A 15,274-nucleotide genomic window follows, 5' to 3' on the forward strand; every position below is an offset into this window, starting at 1 on the left:
CCCGGGGGCGGGGTTCACAGCGGCAGCTCGGTGTAGAAGCGGCCGCCGTGGAACAGCAGCGGCGCGGCCCCGGCCCGGTGGTCGCAGTGCACCACCTGGCCGATGAAGATGGTGTGGTCGCCCTCGTCGTGGCGGCTCTGGTTGCGGCACTCGAAGTGCGCCACCGTGCCCTCGATCAGCGGCGCCCCGGTGACGCCCGGCTGCCACGCCACGCCAGCCCAGCGATCGCCCACCGGAGCGGCAAAGCGAAGCGCCAGCTCGCGCTGGTCGGCCGCCAGCACGTTGACCGCGTAGTGCGAGGCGGACTGGAAGAACGGCGCCGACATCGAGTGCTGGCCCAGACTCCACAGCACCAGCGGCGGCTCCAGCGACACCGAGTTGAACGAGTTCACCGTCAACCCGACCAGTTCGCCGGCCGGCGTGCGCGTGCTGACGATGGTCACCCCGGTCGCGAACATGCCCAGCGCGGCGCGGAACTCGAGCGCGGAGAAGTCGGGGCGGGGAACCGGGATCGGGGCAAGCATGCGGGTCGGGGCGGCGAGCGGACATGATAGCGATTGCCGCCGAAGCCGGCTGTCGCCTGGGTGGCGAACCCATCCACGGCCGACGCCGCAACCGCCGCGTCGAATCGCACCGGCACCGCCGTGCGGCCGCGTACCATCGCCGCCATGCCGCTGATTCCCACCTTCACCACGCTCGGCGATGGCCCGCCGGTGCTGCTGCTGCACGGCTCGGGCGGCGGCTACCGCGCCTTCGCGCCGCAGGTCGAGTCGCTGGCCAGCCTCGGCTTTCGGGCGCTGGCCTGGGACATGCCGGGCTACGGCCACAGCGCGCCGATCGAACCCTACGGCCGGATGGGGCTGGCGGCCAGCTGCGTGGCGCTGATCGAGGCGCTGGCGCCGCTCACCGGCGGCGCGCCGTTGGCGGTGGTCGGCCAGGGCCTGGGCGGCCTGCTGGCGCAGGAGCTGGCGCTGCGCCGGCCCGACCTGGTGCGGCAACTGGTGCTGGTGGCGACCGCCGCGCAGGTGCAGGATGACGACGCCTACGGTCGCCACATCGCGCAAGGCCTGGCCTGGCTGGACCAGGGCAAGGATATGCAAGCCGTCGCCGACCTGCTGCTGCCGCGGCTGGCCAGTCCGCTGGCGCTGCCGGCCGGCCTGCAACTGGCCCGCTGGTGCCAGTCGCAGGTGCCAGCACCGACCTGGCGCCGCGCGCTCGAGGCCATGCGCGGCTTCGACCGCCGCGCGGCACTGGCCGGCATCCATGTGCCGGTGCTGGTGCTGGCCGGCGAGCACGACCGCGTGACCCCGCCGGACACGGCGCGCATGCTGGCCGAGGCGATCGTCGGCAGCCGCTGCGTCATCCTGCGCGGCGCCGGACACCTGCCGCAGCTGGAGCAGCCCGAGGCCTTCGACGCCGCGCTGATCGAGTTCCTGCGCCAGGCGCCGCCGCCGCTGCACTGACGGCCGGCGCCGCCGGCTTCAGCGCACCAGCAGCACCGGCACGTCGCAGTTGGCCAGCACCTTGGTCGCGACCGAGCCCATCACCAGGCTCCCGAGCGCGCCGTGGCCGCGCGAGCCCATGACGACCATGTCGAACTTGCCGCTGTCGGCGGTCTTGGCGATGACCTCGCCGGCGTTGCCGACCTTGGCCTGGCTCTTGACCTTGAGGTTGTGGCGGCTGAGGTACTTGATCACCGGGTCGAGCACCTTGGCGCCTTCCTCGGCGTAGTAGGCGTCCACCACCTCCTTGCCGACGGCGGCGCGCGCCCGCGGCGGCAGCACGCCCTGCACCGTGAGCACGGTGAATTCATGCTCGCCGGAGAACATGTCCAGGTTCGTGGTCAAGTAGGCCAGCATCTTCTTGGTGTAGGCGCTGCCGTCGACGGCGAGAAGAATCTTCATGGGGGTTCCTCGGCTGTGGATGGAAATGGTGAAGCGCTCCGAGTCTAAGGCCTGGCGCCACGCGCGGCCTCAGTTTGTTGACGCCGGTGCGACGGCGGCGCGCTCCAGCGCGATGCCCAGCAGCGGCTGAAACGCCACCTGCTCGCCCTTGTCCTCGTAGCCGAGCGGATTGGCCACCACGCGGCAGCGCCCGCTGGCGTCACGGTAGTCGATGGCGCAGTGCAGGTGGCCGTGCAGCCACAGGTCGGCCTGCGCCAGCCAGTCGTCCAGTGCATTGCAGAAACCGGCCGAGCCCGGCGTCAGGCCGTAGCGCGGGTCGCAGCTTTGCAGGCTGGGCGCGAAGTGCGTGACGACCACCGTGGGGCCGTCGAAGGGTTCGGCCAGTGCACGCCGCAGCCAGTCCTGGCAGATGAGCGCCTGGGCGCGGATCTGCTCGGCCAGCATCAGCTCGCCATCGCGTCGGGCGGCAGCGAAGCGCAGGTAATGGTTGGCGGCGCGGTAGGCCTTCTCGCGCGCCGCCAGCTGCTCGGCCAGCGTGGTGGTCGGCGCGTCGGGTGTCAGCGCGTCGAAGTCGCTCCACAGCGTGGTGCCGATGAAGCGCACCCCGCGCAGCACCAGGGTCTCGCGCTCCAACCAGATGAAGCCCAGGCGTTCGCAGGTGGCGCGCAGGCGCGCGTGCGTGGCGTCGAAGTCGAGGCCGTCGTACTCATGGTTGCCCGGCACGAACAAAACCGGCACCGGCCAGTCGGCAAAGCGCCCGAGCCCGAAATCCTCGTCGCCCACCACCGCCAAGCGCGAACCGCGCTGGTACGAACCGATGTCGCCGGCGAGCACCAGCAGGTCGGCGTCCGGCGCCGGCCGGGGCACGAAGCCGATGTTCTGCTCCAGGTGCAGATCGGACAGCAGCTGTATCTTCATCGGCGAGTCGGGAGTTCGTGCGAGCCGCGAGCGCACGCGGCAAACCGCGTCATTTGGCATCGAATGACCATCAAGTTACCTTTTTTTCCTTCTTTCGCCGGCATGAGCGCCGAATGCCCGTTAGGATGCTTGATTGTCACCAAGAGCACTCCAGGAGCAGACATGGCACTACAAGGACCGTTTTTCGGCAAGCGCGAGGAACCCACCGCCGGCCCGACCCGCAATCTCCCCGGCACCTCGTCGCTGGGCAGTGCCAGCTCACTCGCATCGGCCGGCAGCGCCGGCGGCATCCAGCCCCCGGTGACGGCAGCCCCCAGCCCGCTGCCACCCAGCGCCACCGCATCGGGCGAGAGCGAGGCCCGGCTGATCGTCGGCCCCAACATCAAGCTCAAGGGCGTCGAGATCACCGATTGCGACACCGTGGTCATCGAGGGAACTGTGGAGGCGACGATCCATTCGCGCGTGCTCGAAATCGCCGAACCGGGCATCTTCAAGGGCGACGCCGAGATCGACGTTGCCGAGATCCACGGCCAGTTCGACGGCAACCTGACGGCACGCCAGAAGCTGGTCATCCACGCCAGCGGCAAGGTGACCGGCAAGGTGCGCTATGGCAAGATCGTGATCGAGGAAGGAGGCCAGATCTCCGGTGAGGTCACGACCAACACGGCAGCCGCCGCTGCAACCAGCACCCCCGCGGCAGCGCCCGCCAGCGCCAAGGGCGCCAAGGGCGAGCAACTCGCGGTCGCCTGACGTCTGCCGCGCCGGCGCGCCGATGCGCGCGGCGCCCGCATTGCTTGCAAGGGCCGTTTCGACGGCCCTTGTGCTGTGCGCCGGCCTGCTGGCGGCCGGCTGCGCCAGCGACGCGCCGCGCACCCACGGCGAAGTGCACGGCGCCGATTTCTGGCCGACCGAGCTGCTGCAAAGCGAAGGCAACCGCCTGACGCAGGCCGCCATGCAGGCCAACCTGCGCAGCCTGCTGCTGCTGGCCGACAAGCTGTACCGCCGCAACCCGGCCGAATGGCGCAAGACCGCCGCCTCGCGCGAAGCCGCGCTGTCGCAGCTCGAACACCTGATGCTGAGCGGCCAGGCCTGGGCGCCGCTGGCCGGCCGCCGCGACGTCGCGGCGCTGTCGCTGGCGCTGGCGCCCGAATTCCAGGGCGACCGCGTGGCGGCCTTCGTGATCGCCTGCCACGACACCATCGTCACCGCGCACGGCGGCAAGCAGGCGTTCTACTACCTCGACGGCGTCGACCCACAGCACGTCTACAACGCCGCGCGCAACATGGAGATCGCGCTGTGGATCCTCAACACGCGGCAAGGCGCCGGCGGCCGGCCGCTGCTTCTGGCCAACGAGATCGCCGGCGAGAACCGCAACCTCAGCTTCGAGCGCGAGTTCGGCAAGATCATCGGCCGCCTCGACCTGCTGGCCAGCTACATGACCGAGCGCTACCGCCGCGCCGTGATCGGCTACGTGCAGGGGCTGGTGGCAGCGCCCTTTCTGGTCTTCCTGCCGGTGCGATGAAGGTGCATGAACATGCTGGACTTTGATTTCGTCATCGTCGGCGCCGGCACCGCCGGCTGCCTGCTGGCCAACCGCCTGTCGCGCGACGCGGCCGCACGCGTACTGCTGATCGAGGCCGGCGGCAAGGACGACTACCACTGGGTGCACATCCCGGTGGGCTACCTGTACTGCATCGGCAACCCGCGCACCGACTGGCTGTACCAGACCGAACCGGCGGCCGGGCTGAACGGCCGCACGCTGCGCTACCCGCGCGGCAAGGTGCTGGGCGGCTGCAGCAGCATCAACGGCATGCTCTACCTGCGCGGGCAGTCGCGCGACTACGACCAGTGGGCGGCGCTGACGGGCGAGGACGAGTGGCGCTGGGAGCGCTGCCTACCCGACTTCCGGGCGCACGAGGATCATTACAGGCTCGATGCGTACCTGCCCGGACAGCGTGGCGGCCCCGGCGTCGACTTCGCTGCCCTGCACGGCAACTTCAGCACCGGCTCCAGTGCCGAATGGCGCATCGAGAAGCAGCGCCTGCGCTGGGACGTACTGGATGCCTTCGCACAGGCCGCGCAACAAGCCGGCATCCCCGCCACCGACGACTTCAACCGCGGCAACAACGAGGGCGTGGGCTACTTCGAGGTCAACCAGCGCGGCGGCTGGCGCTGGAACACCGCCAAGGCCTTCCTGCGCCCTGCCCTGCGCCGCCCCAACCTGACCGTGTGGACCAGCGCGCAGGTGAAGCGGGTGCTGGTCGAGCGAAGCGAAGCCGGCCTGCGCTGCACCGGCGTCGAACTGGTGCGCGGCGGTGAGCTGGTGACGGTGCGCGCCGCGCGCGAGGTGGTGCTCAGCGCCGGCAGCATCGGCTCGCCGCAGATCCTGCAACTGTCCGGCATCGGCCCTGCGGCGCTGCTGCGGCAGCACGGCATCGCGGTGCTGGCCGACCTGCCCGGCGTCGGCGCCAACCTGCAGGACCACCTGCAGATCCGTAGCGTCTACAAGGTCACGGGCGGCAAGACGCTGAACCAGCTCGCCAGCACACCCTGGGGCAAGGGCCTGATCGGGCTCGACTACGCGCTGCGCCGGCGCGGACCGATGAGCATGGCGCCCAGCCAGCTCGGCGCCTTCACCCGCTCGTCGCCCGAATTCGAGTGGCCCAACATCGAATACCACGTGCAGCCGCTCAGCCTGGACGCCTTCGGCGAGCCGCTGCACACGTTCCCGGCCATCACGGCCAGCGTCTGCAACCTCAACCCGACCAGCCGCGGCAGCGTGCAGATCAGGAGCCCGCGCTTCGAGGACGCGCCCGCGATCGCGCCCAACTACCTGGCCACGCCGGAAGACCGCCAGGTCGCCGCCGACAGCCTGCGCGTCACGCGCCGCATCATGGCGCAGCCGGCCATGGCGCGCTTCAAGCCGGAGGAATTCAAGCCCGGCGCGCAGTACCAGAGCGACGAGGAGCTGGCGCGCCTGGCCGGCGACATCGCCAGCACCATCTTCCATCCGGTCGGCACCACCAGGATGGGGCGGGGCGACGACCCGATGGCGGTGCTGACGCCGCGCCTTGAAGTGCGCGACGGCGCCGGCGGCCTCATCACCGGCCTGCGCGTGGTCGACGCCGGCGCTATGCCCACCATCACCAGCGGCAACACCAACAGCCCGACGCTGATGATGGCAGAGAAGGCGGCGCGATGGATCACGGGTGGCTGACCAGCGCATCGCTTAACCAGGGCTGAAGCACGGCGCGCCATCGGTTGAGATCGGGGGCGGCGGCCTCAGCTGGAAGACTCAACCCTTCTCACACGCCACGCTCCATGAACAACCTCACCGGCTTCCTCGACCACCTGCTCAAGTCCGCCGGCGCCACCGTCAGCGGCGCCAACCAGACCAACCGCGGCAGCGGCATCGGCGGCGCGATCAACAGCGACTTCGGGCGCGGCACGCTCACCGGCGGCGCGCTCGGCCTGCTGCTGGGCAAGAACAAGAAGACCCGCAAGCTGGCCAGCTACGGCGGCCTGGCGGCGCTGGGCATGATGGTCTACAACACCTACACCGAGTACCAGCGCCAGCAGGCCGGCACGGCCGGCTTGCCGCCACAGGCGTCCACGCTGCCCGCGCCGCAGACGATCGACCGCCTGCCCGCACCGCAGGCCAGCGCGCACAGCCAGGCGATCCTGCAGGCCATCGTCGCCGCAGCCAAGGCCGACGGGCACATCGATGCGCGCGAGCGCGGGCTGATCGAGGGCGAGCTGGCCCGTCAGGGACTGGCCACCGACGTGCAGCAATGGCTGCGCGCCGAACTGGAAAAACCGCTCGATCCGGCCGAAGTCGCCCGTGCCGCCACCACGCCCGAGATGGCCGGAGAGATGTACCTGGCCAGCCTGCTGGTGGCCGACGAGCAGAGCTTCATGGAGCGCGCCTACCTGGACGAGCTGGCCCGGCAGCTGAAGCTGGAGCCGGCGCTGCAACAGCGCCTGCAGAGCCAGCTGGCACAAGTCTCAGCCGGCACCTGACCAGCGCGTATGGTCACCGCCGCGCTAAGCTTGCGCCATCGCGTTCGATCGATGCCGGAGCCCCCGCCATGAAGCTACTTGCCCTCGCCCTGCTGTCCGCCAGCCTGCTGCTGCCCGTGGCCAGCCAGGCCGAGGACACCGCAGCGTCGCCATTGAAACTCAAGCAGAGCACCCTGCGCTACGACTGCGCCAAGGGCCCGGCACGCACGCTGGCCGTCACGCGCATCACCACCGGCGCGAGCGGCGGCGGCGCGCCGGAGTTCGTCGTCGTCAACCTGCAGGGGCGGCGCTACGGCCTGGCGCCGGCGATCTCGGGCAGCGGCGTGCGCTACGTTGGCCTGCTGGGCACCGACCCCGGACACGGCATGGAGTGGTGGGAAAAGGGTGACGAAGGCACGCTCAGCAGCTTTGACAACAACGACCCGAAGGCCGAGCCGCAGGTACTGATGGGCGACTGCCGCATGCGCAGGCGCTGAGCCCGGCGCGCGGGGCCAGGCTGTCGCCCGTGGAAGAAAAAATGGCACCCGGCGCCCATCGACGGACGCCGGGTGCCGGGGTCTGCGCCGCCAGACGGATTACGGCTTGATGGCGATCTTCAGCACCCCGTCACGCTGGTTGGCGAACAGGTCGTAGGCCTCCACGATGTCGTCCAGCTTGCGCTGGTGCGTCACCAGCACCCCCAGGTCCAGCCGCTCGGACTCGATCACGTTCATGAGCCGCCGCATGCGCTCCTTGCCGCCGGGGCACAGCGCGGTGTTGATGCGGTGGTCGCCCAGGCCGGCGCCGAACGGGCCGACGGGAATGCGCAGGTCCTGCGAATAGACGCCCAGGCTCGACAGCGTGCCGCCGGGCCGGATGCAGCGCAGCGCCTGCTCGAAGGTGCTCTGCAGGCCCAGCGCCTCGATGGCGGAATCGGCGCCCTTGCCGCCAGTCAGCCTGAGCACCTCCTCCACCACGTCCACCTTGCTGAAGTTCAGCGCCACGTCGGCGCCCAGCTTCCTGCTGATCTCCAGCCGGTGGTCGTTGCCGTCCACCGCGATGATGGTGGTGGCGCCCTTGAGGCGCGCACCGGCCGTGGCGCACAAGCCGATCGGGCCCTGGGCGAACACCACCACCGTGTCGCCGATGCGGATGTTGGCGTTCTCGGCGCCGGCGAAGCCGGTCGACATGATGTCGGGGCACATCAGCACCTGCTCGTCCGTCAGGCCGTCGGGCACCGGGGCCAGGTTGCCTTCGGCGTCGGGCACCAGCACGTATTCGGCCTGGGTGCCGTCGATCAGGTTGCCGAAGCGCCAGCCGGCCGTCAGCTTGTAGCCGTGGCAGCCGCAGCGGCCGCTGGCGACCAGGTAGCTGCCATCCTGGCTGGGCGCGCCGTCCTGCGCCGCATAGCTGTTGAAGTTGGGGCAGATGGCGCCGGCGATAACGCGCTGACCCTCGCTGTAGCCCTTGACGGCGCTGCCCAGCTTGGCGATCACGCCGACCGGCTCGTGGCCGACGGTCAGGCCCTTCTCGACCGGGTACTCGCCCTTCAGGATGTGCACGTCGGTGCCGCAGATAGTGGTGGTGGTGATCCTGATCAGCGCGTCGTTCGGGCCGACGTCCGGAATCGGCTTGTCGGCGAGCTCGATGCGGCCGGGCTCGACGAAGATGGCGGCTTTCATCATCTGGGACATGGCGTGGCCTCCTTGGGCAAGTCAACAGGGCAGAAACCGGCACCCTAGCACAGGTTGATGACAGCACGGCGCCACTCGGATAAGCAGCAGCCGCTAGGATGGCTGGCTCCGATCAGGAACCGAAACCAGCAGGAAAACACCATGAGCACCGCCACCGCAAGCACCCCGACGCAAACCGCCTCCGACTATCCCGACACCCAGCTTTTCATCGACGGCCAGTGGTGCGACGCCGCCGATGGCAAGACCATGGCGGTGTTCAACCCCGCCAACGGTCAGGAGATCGGCCGCCTGGCGCACGCCGGCATCGCCGACCTCGACCGCGCGCTGGCCGCGGCGCAGAAGGGCTTCGAAACCTGGCGCGCCGTGCCGGCGCACGAGCGCCAGGCGCTGATGCGCAAGGCGGCGCAGATCTTCCGCGAGCGCGCCAATGAGACGGCGCGCCACCTGACCATGGAGCAGGGCAAGCCCCTGGCCGAAGCCAAGGGCGAGGCGCTGGCCGCCGCCGACGTGATCGACTGGATGGCCGACGAGGGCCGGCGCGTGTACGGCCGCATCGTGCCGCCGCGCGACCTGCGCGGCACGGCGCACGTCACCCGGCATCCGGTCGGCCCCGTGGCGGCCTTCACGCCCTGGAATTTCCCTATCAACCAGGTGGTGCGCAAGCTGTCGGCGGCGCTCGCCACCGGCAACTCGATCATCGTCAAGGCGCCGGAGGAAACCCCGGCCTCGCCGGCCGCGCTGATGCGCGCCTTCGTCGATGCCGGCGTGCCGGCCGGCGTGGTGCAGCTGGTCTACGGCGTGCCGTCGCAGATCTCCGAATACCTGATCCCGCACCCCATCATCCGCAAGATCACCTTCACCGGCTCGACGCCGGTGGGCAAGCAACTCGCGGCGCTGGCCGGCCAGCACATGAAGCGCGCCACCATGGAACTGGGCGGCCACGCGCCGGTGATTGTGTGCGAGGACGCCGACATCGACCTGGCTATCAAGACGGCAGGCGGCGCCAAGTTCCGCAATGCGGGACAGGTGTGCATCTCGCCGACGCGCTTCCTGGTCGCCAAGCCCATCGTCGAGGAGTTCACGCAGAAGTTCGTCGCCCAGGCGCAGCGCTTTGCCCCGGCCGACGGCCTGGTGGAAGGCACGCGCATGGGCCCGCTGGCCAACGAGCGGCGCATCAGCGCCATGCAGGCGCTGACCGCCGACGCGATCAAGCGCGGCGGCACCGTGGCCACCGGCGGCCGGAAGGTCGGCGAGGCCGGCAATTTCTGGGCCCCCACCATCCTGGCCCACGTGCCGCTGGAGGCCGACATCTTCAACCAGGAGCCCTTCGGCCCCATGGCCGTGGTGCACGGCTTCGACACCCTGGATCAGGCGCTGACCGAGGCCAACCGCCTGCCCTACGGCCTGGCCGGCTACGCCTACACGCAGTCGCTCAGGAACGCGCACCAGATCGCCGAACGGCTGGAAGTCGGCCTGCTGTGGATCAACCAGCCCGCCGCCGCCTGGCCCGAGCTGCCGTTCGGCGGCGTCAAGGATTCGGGCTACGGCTCCGAGGGCGGGCCGGAGGCGCTGGAGGCCTACCTGACGACCAAGTCGGTATCGACCTTCTGCGGGTGACGCGGAGACTGCACGCCGTTTCCTCGAACGCAAGACAGGCGGAAGTTGCGCTGAGGATCGCGTCAGCACCGCCGGGCGATCCGCAGGCCTCGGCCCCTTGTCGCGAACGCCTTGCGCCCAGTGCGCTCAGGTTCCGGAGGCCTGCAGGTTTCAAGAAAACCCCGACGGCGAGCTGTTACCCACTTACTATGGATCGAGCCGTTTCTTGAGTAGTCCGGACTCATAGCCGGTATTGCCAGGACAGATAGCGCAGGGCCTGCCCGTCAATAGAATGCCCGGTAATTGAGCAAGCTGCTCCCGGCTAGGGAACAGGCATCCATCTTCCAAGAACGCACAACCAGATCCAGAGAGGAAGACATGAGTACATGGACCAAGCCGGTCGTCGTCGGCTACGAGGCTTCCCCGGAAAGTCAGTTTGCACTGCAATGGGCGGTCCAGGTGGCCCAGCGGCGCGGCGTGCCGCTTGTCGTGGTGCACGCATCCGGCGCCGAGCCCTCCACCGCCGAACTGGCGCGTCCCGGCGTCCTCAAGATGTACCACGCGCGTGCGCAGCAGATTGCCGACGAAGGCGCGCAGCGCGCACGCGACCTCGGCGCGGTCGAGGTCACCGCCGTGGGCCTGCCGGGCGGCGCCGCGGCGGCGCTGGTGGAGCAGTCGGCCAACGCCTCCCTGCTGGTGCTGGGGCACCGCACGCGCGGCGTGCTGACGCAGGCGATCATGGGCAGCGTCGCCCTGGCAGTAGTCACCCATGCGGCCTGCCCGGTCGCGGTGGTGCGGTCGGCGCCGGCACCCCTGCCATCGATCGAGCACCCGATCGTCGTCGGCATCGACAGTTCCGAGCACAGCATGCGCGCGCTGGACGAGGCCGCCTTCCTGGCGGCCGATACCCGCTCGCTGCTGCGCATCGTGACGGCCTGGGAGCGCCCGGTCCAGGACGCCTGGTCGGCCTACCAGAACGTGCGCGAGGCACAGCGGAAAAAGTCCCAGGACCAACCGCGCCGTGAGGAGGACGACACGTGGTCGGCCTACCAGCGGGTCCGGGAGGAAATCGGGGGCGAGCGCGAGGTCGTCACCTATGAAACGCTGGTCGCCGAGATATCCCAGCAGGCGGCAAGCACTGTTGCCGAGGCCGCCGCGCGCGTGCAGGCGCGCTATCCGGACCTGAAGATCGAGACTGTCATCCGCGAAGGCAGCGCTGCGCAGAGCATCGTCAATGCCGCCGCCGGCGCCAGCCTAATCGTCGTCGGCGCGCGCGGACGCAGCGCCATGCAGGCCCTGCTGCTCGGCTCCGTGAGCCGCAAGGTCATGAATCAGGCCGAATGCGCGGTCTACGTGATCCGCTGATCGGCTAAAGGCCGCCCAGGCTCGCACGCGCGCCCGGAACGCGGCTGCCGGCACGCACCACCCCGCAGCCCAGCGTCACGCGCGCGCCGGCGCGCGCCGCCGAAGCGCTGCTGGGCCGGGCACCTGCAGCTCTGTGGTGAGCCCGTGGACACGCAAGCGCCGCTGGATCCGGCTTGAGCCCGGGTTGAAAGGCACAATAGCCGCTTTCCACCGCGCACGCCCGGCGAAGAGGCCTCTTCGCGCGGCGGCGCCCGCCAGACCGCACGCCATGTCCAACACCATCCTGCAATCGCTTCCCGCCGGCCACAAGGTCGGCATCGCCTTCTCGGGCGGCCTCGACACCAGCGCCGCGCTGCTGTGGATGCGCCAGAAGGGCGCCATCCCCTACGCCTACACCGCCAACCTGGGCCAGCCGGACGAGGACGACTACGAGGCGATCCCGCGCAAGGCGATGGAGTACGGCGCCGAGAAGGCGCGCCTGGTCGATTGCCGCACCCAGCTGGCCAACGAGGGCATCGCCGCGCTGCAGTGCGGCGCCTTCCACGTGCAGACCGCCGGCGCCACCTACTTCAACACCACGCCGCTCGGCCGGGCCGTTACCGGCACCATGCTGGTGAACGCAATGAAGGAAGATGACGTCAACATTTGGGGCGATGGCAGCACGTTCAAGGGAAATGACATCGAACGCTTCTACCGCTACGGCCTGCTGGCGAACCCGGCGCTGAAGATCTACAAGCCCTGGCTCGACCAGCAGTTCATCGACGAACTGGGCGGCCGCAAGGAAATGTCGGAATTCATGCAAAAGGCCGGATTTGACTACAAGATGTCGACAGAAAAGGCCTATTCGACCGATTCCAACATGCTGGGCGCGACCCACGAGGCCAAGGATCTGGAAGAACTCTCAAGCGGCATCCGCATCGTCAACCCGATCATGGGCGTGGCGTTCTGGAAGCCCGAGGTCGAGGTCAGGTCCGAGGAAGTGCGCGTGCGCTTTGACGAGGGCCGGCCGGTGGCGCTGAACGGGAACGAGTTCGCCGACCCGGTCGAGCTGTTCCTGGAAGCCAACCGCATCGGCGGCCGCCATGGCTTAGGGATGTGCGACCAGATCGAGAACCGCATCATCGAGGCCAAGAGCCGCGGCATCTACGAGGCGCCCGGCATGGCGCTGCTGCACATCGCCTACGAGCGCCTGCTGTCGGGCATCCACAACGAGGACACCATCGAACAGTACCGCATGAACGGCCTCAAGCTGGGCCGCCTGCTGTATCAGGGCCGATGGTTCGACCCGCAAGCGATCATGCTGCGCGAGACCGCCCAACGCTGGGTCGCGGGCGCCATCACCGGCGAGGTAACGCTGGAGCTGCGCCGCGGCAACGACTACAGCCTGCTGAACACCGAATCGCCCAACCTGACCTACGCGCCCGAGCGCCTCTCGATGGAAAAGGTCGAGAACGCACCGTTCTCGCCGCTCGACCGCATCGGCCAGCTCACCATGCGCAACCTGGACATCACCGACACCCGCGGCAAGCTCGCGGTGTACAGCCGCAGCGGCCTGCTGCAGCTCGGCGAGGGCTCGATGCTGCCGCAGCTCGGCCACGACAGCGAGGCAACACGCCGCTGAGCCGGTGGCATGGCGGCGCTTCAGCATGCCTAGGGCAAATCCCGATGCGTGTGCCGCCCACTGCTGTTACATTCCAAGCACTTTTGCGCTGCGGGCAGCCCCCGCGACGTCGAAGGGCCGAGGGGACAAACCAGAACACGACAAGGATAGAGAATCAAGCACAGTCATCGCTGTATCTGTATGGTTGTATTGAGGGCGCCCGAACGGGCGCTTTTTTCTTGTCCGCGCACCGCTGTTTCGGGCCACTGATCTCCTAGCTTCCTCGTCCGATGGATCTGTTTCTCATCTCGCTGGCCTCGCTGCTGGCCGGCGGCATCGACTCGATCGTCGGCGGCGGCGGGCTGATCCTGGTGCCGGCGCTGTTCGCGGTCTATCCCACGGCAGCGCCCGCCACGCTGTTCGGCACCAACAAGAGCGCTTCGGTCTGGGGCACCGCGATCGCCACCGTGCAGTACAGCCGTCGCGTGCGGATGCGCTGGGCGGTGCTGCTGCCGGCCGCCGGCGCGGCGCTGGCGGGCTCCTTTGTCGGCGCCTGGGTGGTGACGTTAATCGACCCGGACTTCCTGCGCCGGGCGCTGCCCTTCATCCTGCTGGCGGTGCTGCTCTACACGCTGGCCAGGAAGGATCTGGGCCGCACGCACGCGCCGCGGCACACGCAGCGGCGCGAAACGCTGCTGGCCTGCGCCATCGGCCTAGTCATCGGCTGGTACGACGGCTTCTTCGGGCCCGGCACCGGCAGCTTCTTCATCTTCCTGTTCGTGCGCCTGCTCGGCTACGACTTCCTCAACGCCTCCGCGGCGGCCAAGCTGCTGAACGTCGCGACCAACGTCTCGGCGCTGGCCCTGTTCGCCGCCAAGGGCCACATCTGGTGGCAGATCGGCCTGACCATGGCGGTCGCCAACGTGGCCGGCAGCCTGATCGGCACGCGCCTCGCGCTCAAGCACGGCGCCGGCTTCGTGCGCGTGGTGTTCATCGTGGTGGTGAGCGCGCTGATCCTGAAGACCGGCCATGACGCCTTCTTGCGCTGACGCAAGCCCGCGCCGCGGCGCTGGCCCAACAATGGCGCCTGGCGCGCCGCCGGCCGCCCCTTGTTCCACCGCACGCACCCCACCATGAAATTCGAAGACCTCCTGTACGACGTGAAGAACGGCGTGGCCTGGATCACCATCAACCGGCCCGACAAGATGAATGCCTTTCGCGGCACCACCTGCGACGAGCTGATCAAGGCGCTGAACAAGGCCGGCTACGACCGCGAGGTCGGCTGCATTGTGCTGGCCGGTGCCGGCGACAAGGCCTTCTGCACCGGCGGCGACCAGTCGGCGCACGACGGCAACTACGACGGCCGCGGCACCATCGGTCTGCCGATGGAGGAACTGCACACCGCCATCCGCGACGTGCCCAAGCCGGTCATCGCGCGCGTGCAGGGCTACGCCATCGGCGGCGGCAACGTGCTGGCCACCATCTGCGACCTGACCATCTGCTCTGAGAAGGCGATCTTTGGCCAGGTCGGCCCCAAGATGGGTTCGGTCGACCCCGGCTACGGCACCGCCTTCCTGGCGCGCGTGGTGGGCGAGAAGAAGGCACGCGAGATCTGGTACCTGAACAAACGCTACAGCGGCCAGGAAGGCGTCACCATGGGCCTGGCCAACATCTGCGTGCCGCATGAGCAGCTCGACGCGACAGTGCAGGAATGGGCCGAAACCATCTGCGCACGCAGCCCGACCGCGATTGCGATCGCCAAGCGCAGCTTCAACATGGACACCGCACACCAGGCCGGCATCGCCGGCATGGGCATGTACGCACTCAAGCTCTACTACGACACCGACGAGTCACGCGAGGGCGTCAACGCACTGAAGGAAAAGCGCCAGCCCGAGTTCCGCAAGTACGCCAAGTGAATGCCTGATCAGCGGACGCGAAGAACACAAGAGCGAAGATCGCGAAGCAGCTCTCCCACCCGAGCTCCCCAAGGCCGAGCGCAGCGACGGCCCGTGTGGACTTCACTCCCCTCTGGCCGTGCCGAGAAGCGCAGGGCGTGGGGCGGGCGCGGCAGCACAGCATGCCGCGCTTCGTAGTCTGACTCGCTGCGGTTGTCCGAACGGAGCGCTGCAAGCGCGCAGTGAGTTCCGCAGCGCCGCCCCATGACCGAGCATCGCAGGTTGCCCGCAGCGAAGCGAAGG

Annotated in this window: 15 protein-coding genes; 11 read left to right on the top strand and 4 right to left on the bottom strand. The window is 69.1% G+C overall.

The window, feature by feature from the left end; genetic code table 11:
* Positions 1-14: 14 nt before the first annotated feature.
* Complete coding sequence (locus PK606_RS08355; protein ID WP_324562689.1) at positions 15-524, bottom strand: flavin reductase family protein; 510 nt, start codon at positions 522-524, stop codon at positions 15-17.
* A 144-nt stretch (positions 525-668) separates the two neighbouring features.
* Here PK606_RS08355 and PK606_RS08360 point away from each other — a divergent pair, with 144 nt between their 5' ends.
* Positions 669-1,463, top strand: coding sequence for an alpha/beta fold hydrolase (locus tag PK606_RS08360; protein WP_324562691.1), 795 nt, complete (start codon positions 669-671; stop codon positions 1,461-1,463).
* An 18-nt stretch (positions 1,464-1,481) separates the two neighbouring features.
* Here PK606_RS08360 and PK606_RS08365 read toward each other — a convergent pair whose 3' ends face one another.
* Both PK606_RS08365 and PK606_RS08370 read right to left on the bottom strand, forming a co-directional pair.
* Positions 1,482-1,904 carry a universal stress protein gene (locus PK606_RS08365; protein ID WP_324562693.1) on the bottom strand — a complete coding sequence of 141 codons (423 nt, stop codon included), beginning with the start codon at positions 1,902-1,904 and terminating at the stop codon, positions 1,482-1,484.
* Positions 1,905-1,973: 69 nt separating this feature from the next.
* Positions 1,974-2,822 carry a metallophosphoesterase gene (locus PK606_RS08370; RefSeq protein WP_324562695.1) on the bottom strand — a complete coding sequence of 283 codons (849 nt, stop codon included), beginning with the start codon at positions 2,820-2,822 and terminating at the stop codon, positions 1,974-1,976.
* 162 nt (positions 2,823-2,984) lie between these two features.
* On the opposite strand from PK606_RS08370, the gene PK606_RS08375 reads away from it, so the two are divergent.
* The 5 genes from PK606_RS08375 (at position 2,985) to PK606_RS08395 (ending at position 7,318) form a co-directional block, all read left to right on the top strand.
* Positions 2,985-3,572, top strand: coding sequence for a bactofilin family protein (locus PK606_RS08375; protein ID WP_324562697.1), 588 nt, complete (start codon positions 2,985-2,987; stop codon positions 3,570-3,572).
* 22 nt (positions 3,573-3,594) lie between these two features.
* Positions 3,595-4,344: a hypothetical protein gene (locus PK606_RS08380; protein ID WP_324562700.1), complete on the top strand. Its 750-nt coding sequence runs from the start codon at positions 3,595-3,597 to the stop codon at positions 4,342-4,344.
* A gap of 6 nt (positions 4,345-4,350) precedes the next feature.
* Positions 4,351-6,039, top strand: coding sequence for a GMC family oxidoreductase (locus PK606_RS08385; protein ID WP_324562703.1), 1,689 nt, complete (start codon positions 4,351-4,353; stop codon positions 6,037-6,039).
* A 104-nt stretch (positions 6,040-6,143) separates the two neighbouring features.
* Positions 6,144-6,842, top strand: a complete 699-nt coding sequence (locus PK606_RS08390) for a tellurite resistance TerB family protein (protein ID WP_324562705.1) — start codon at positions 6,144-6,146, stop codon at positions 6,840-6,842.
* A gap of 68 nt (positions 6,843-6,910) precedes the next feature.
* Positions 6,911-7,318, top strand: a complete 408-nt coding sequence (locus tag PK606_RS08395) for an MliC family protein (RefSeq protein ID WP_324562708.1) — start codon at positions 6,911-6,913, stop codon at positions 7,316-7,318.
* A 99-nt stretch (positions 7,319-7,417) separates the two neighbouring features.
* Here the strand turns inward: PK606_RS08395 and PK606_RS08400 are convergent, their stop codons facing one another.
* Positions 7,418-8,515, bottom strand: coding sequence for an NAD(P)-dependent alcohol dehydrogenase (locus PK606_RS08400; RefSeq protein ID WP_324562713.1), 1,098 nt, complete (start codon positions 8,513-8,515; stop codon positions 7,418-7,420).
* A 141-nt stretch (positions 8,516-8,656) separates the two neighbouring features.
* Between PK606_RS08400 and PK606_RS08405 the strand changes: the two genes are divergently transcribed.
* The 5 genes from PK606_RS08405 (at position 8,657) to badI (ending at position 14,992) form a co-directional block, all read left to right on the top strand.
* Entirely contained in the window at positions 8,657-10,132 is a 1,476-nt protein-coding gene (locus tag PK606_RS08405) for an NAD-dependent succinate-semialdehyde dehydrogenase (protein WP_324562715.1), read from the top strand.
* A 282-nt stretch (positions 10,133-10,414) separates the two neighbouring features.
* Positions 10,415-11,476, top strand: a complete 1,062-nt coding sequence (locus tag PK606_RS08410) for a universal stress protein (protein WP_324562716.1) — start codon at positions 10,415-10,417, stop codon at positions 11,474-11,476.
* 268 nt (positions 11,477-11,744) lie between these two features.
* A complete protein-coding gene (gene argG / locus PK606_RS08415) occupies positions 11,745-13,097 on the top strand; it encodes an argininosuccinate synthase (RefSeq protein ID WP_324562718.1) in 1,353 nt (450 codons plus the stop codon).
* 269 nt (positions 13,098-13,366) lie between these two features.
* The gene (locus PK606_RS08420; protein ID WP_324562720.1) at positions 13,367-14,125 is read left to right on the top strand and encodes a TSUP family transporter; all 759 of its coding nucleotides are present in this window, start codon (positions 13,367-13,369) and stop codon (positions 14,123-14,125) included.
* Between the two features lie 84 nt (positions 14,126-14,209).
* A complete protein-coding gene (gene badI / locus PK606_RS08425) occupies positions 14,210-14,992 on the top strand; it encodes a 2-ketocyclohexanecarboxyl-CoA hydrolase (RefSeq protein ID WP_324562722.1) in 783 nt (260 codons plus the stop codon).
* Positions 14,993-15,274: the final 282 nt, after the last annotated feature.

The sequence above is a fragment of the Ottowia sp. genome (assembly GCF_035444425.1).
Taxonomy (GTDB): Bacteria; Pseudomonadota; Gammaproteobacteria; order Burkholderiales; family Burkholderiaceae_C; genus Ottowia.